This window comes from Mesorhizobium sp. ArgA1 (assembly GCF_053714375.1).
Genome location: NZ_JBSKBQ010000074.1, coordinates 1 through 2,273 on the forward strand (window position 1 = coordinate 1; position 2,273 = coordinate 2,273).

The 2,273-nt window shown below is 60.6% G+C and carries 2 protein-coding genes; one reads left to right on the top strand and one right to left on the bottom strand.

Annotated features, from left to right (window positions below):
* The coding region (locus ACWGTI_RS32260) for a transposase (RefSeq protein ID WP_454590632.1) at positions 1 to 569 on the top strand (569 nt) is incomplete at its 5' end.
* Positions 570 to 973: 404 nt separating this feature from the next.
* Here the strand turns inward: ACWGTI_RS32260 and ACWGTI_RS32265 are convergent.
* Positions 974 to 2,273: NAD-dependent succinate-semialdehyde dehydrogenase (locus ACWGTI_RS32265; RefSeq protein ID WP_454590633.1), on the bottom strand; the 1,300-nt coding region annotated here is incomplete at its 5' end.

The following is a 2,273-nucleotide window of genomic DNA, read 5'->3' on the forward strand; positions in this document are numbered from 1 at the left end:
GAGAATCGGAGGCGACCGAGCTCGCTAATTGTCAGACGATTGACTCCAACACAATCTCCGTCGATCCTGAATATCTATTCAAATCGCAAGCGGAGACTCCTATGCCGGATTTAAGTGGCGCTGAAGCTGCAGCATCCCCCTCTGAAACCGCTGCGAAAGCAGAAAAGCCAAAGGCCAAGAGAAGAGTTGCGCAATCGCGCAAATCGAAGCCGGAGAAAACATCGCCTGCTCATACCAATGGTGCCATCGCTCAGTCTCGGACGTCGGACTCGTCGGCAGCACTTGGCAGCGGCCGGAAAATTTACTCGGCAAAAGAGCGAGCCGAGAAGCTCTCCGAGATGCAGCAGTCCATGACCGGCGGCGCCACTCTGAAGCTGGCCGCAAAGCAGGCGGGCATATCGGAGCAGACCTATTATCATTGGAAGCGGGCCTCGACACCTGCGCCGCGAAGCGACGATTTGAAGGACCTTCTCGCGCTCGAGGACGAAAACAAGCGGCTAAAGGGCCTTCTCGCAGAGCGCCTTCGCAAGGAGAACGCGGAATTGAAGATGAGGCTCGGCTTGGCGTAGGATCCGCTCTTGAGCCGCAGGCCCGCGTTGGTGACGAGAAGGGACCGAGACTTTCTCGCCGAGCTTTGCCTGATCGGGATTTGCCAAAGGCAATCAACCGATCCACGAAAGCGAAAGCGGAAAGTTGCGGCCGCGGTCACGCTGATGCCGGTTGGGTACAGATACGATTGGCGGCCGATCTCTATTGTCAACCCTTGCGGTAGGGTCGGCGCTGACGCTTTTCGATCCAAGCGGGTAAGGCGAGGAAAAGTGTCGGCCGCCCAAAGGCCGGCGAGTGGATAATTCTCATGGCCGGTTGACCCGGATCCGGGCAGGCGCCATTGGCAAATCCGGCGAAGTATCTCGCAGAGTTCGGCTTGATGGACAGGCGACTGGGTCTGGACTAACGGCTTGCTCCAGCGATTTCATATCCCGCCCATGCAGAGATATTTCATCTCAAGATAATCCTCGAGCCCGTGGCGGGACCCCTCGCGCCCGATGCCGGATTGCTTGATGCCGCCAAAGGGTGCGGCCTCCGACGACATGCGCCCGGTGTTGATCCCGACCATGCCATATTCCAGGGCCTCGGCCACACGCCAGACACGCTTCAGGTTGGAAGCGTAAAAATAGGCAGCAAGCCCGTAGATCGTGTCGTTGGCCTCGTGCACGACCTGATCGGCATCTTCGAAACGAAGGATAGGAGCCAACGGCCCGAATGTCTCCTCTCGGGCCACTGCCATCTCGCTGGAGATATCCGTGAGGACCGTCGGTTGGAAAAACGTGCCCTCCTTGCCGATGCGATTGCCGCCGCATCGGACCGTGCCGCCTTTTGCTACGGCATCGGCGATATGGGCTTCGATCTTGGCCAGGGCATGCCTGTCAATCAGCGGCCCAATCGCCACGCCCGGATCGAAGCCGTCGCCGACCGAAAGCAGGCGGACTTTTTCCACGAACTTGTCGACAAACTTGTCGTGAGCGCCGGATTGGACGTAAAGGCGGTTTGCTGAAACACAGGTCTGGCCCCCATTGCGGAACTTTGCCTGGATCGCGCCGTCGACGGCAGCATCGATATCGGCATCGTCGAAGACGATGAACGGCGCGTTGCCGCCGAGCTCCAGGCTGAGCTTCTTGATCTGGTCCGAGCACTGTCGCATCAGCAGCCGCCCGACCTCGGTCGAGCCGGTGAAGCTGATCTTGCGGACCTTGGGATTGGAACAGAGTTCGTGGCCTACCGCATCGCCTTGCGAGGCATAGACCAGGTTGACGACGCCTTCGGGAAAGCCAGCCTCCTGGGCAAGCGCGAACATCGCGCCCGCCACGAGCGGTGTCTGTTCGGCAGGCTTGAGCACGATCGTGCAGCCGGCGGCGAGCGCCGGCGAGATCTTGCGTGCCACCATGGACGCCGGAAAGTTCCACGGCGTGATCGTGCCGACGACGCCGATCGGCTGCTTGATCACCAGCATGCGGCGGTCGGTCGACGGCGGCGAGATCGTCTCGCCATAGATGCGATTGGCCTCTTCGGCGTACCATTGCAGATAAGCGGCCGCATGCGTCACCTCTGACTTGGCTTCGGCAAGTGGCTTGCCCATCTCGGCGGTGAGGATCGCCGCAAGGTCGTCGGTGTGATCGACGATCAGCTGATGCCAGCGCCAGAGGATGTCGCTGCGCTCTCGCGCGGTCAGCGCCGCCCATCCAGGCTGGGCGACATGGGCTTTGCCGATCGCG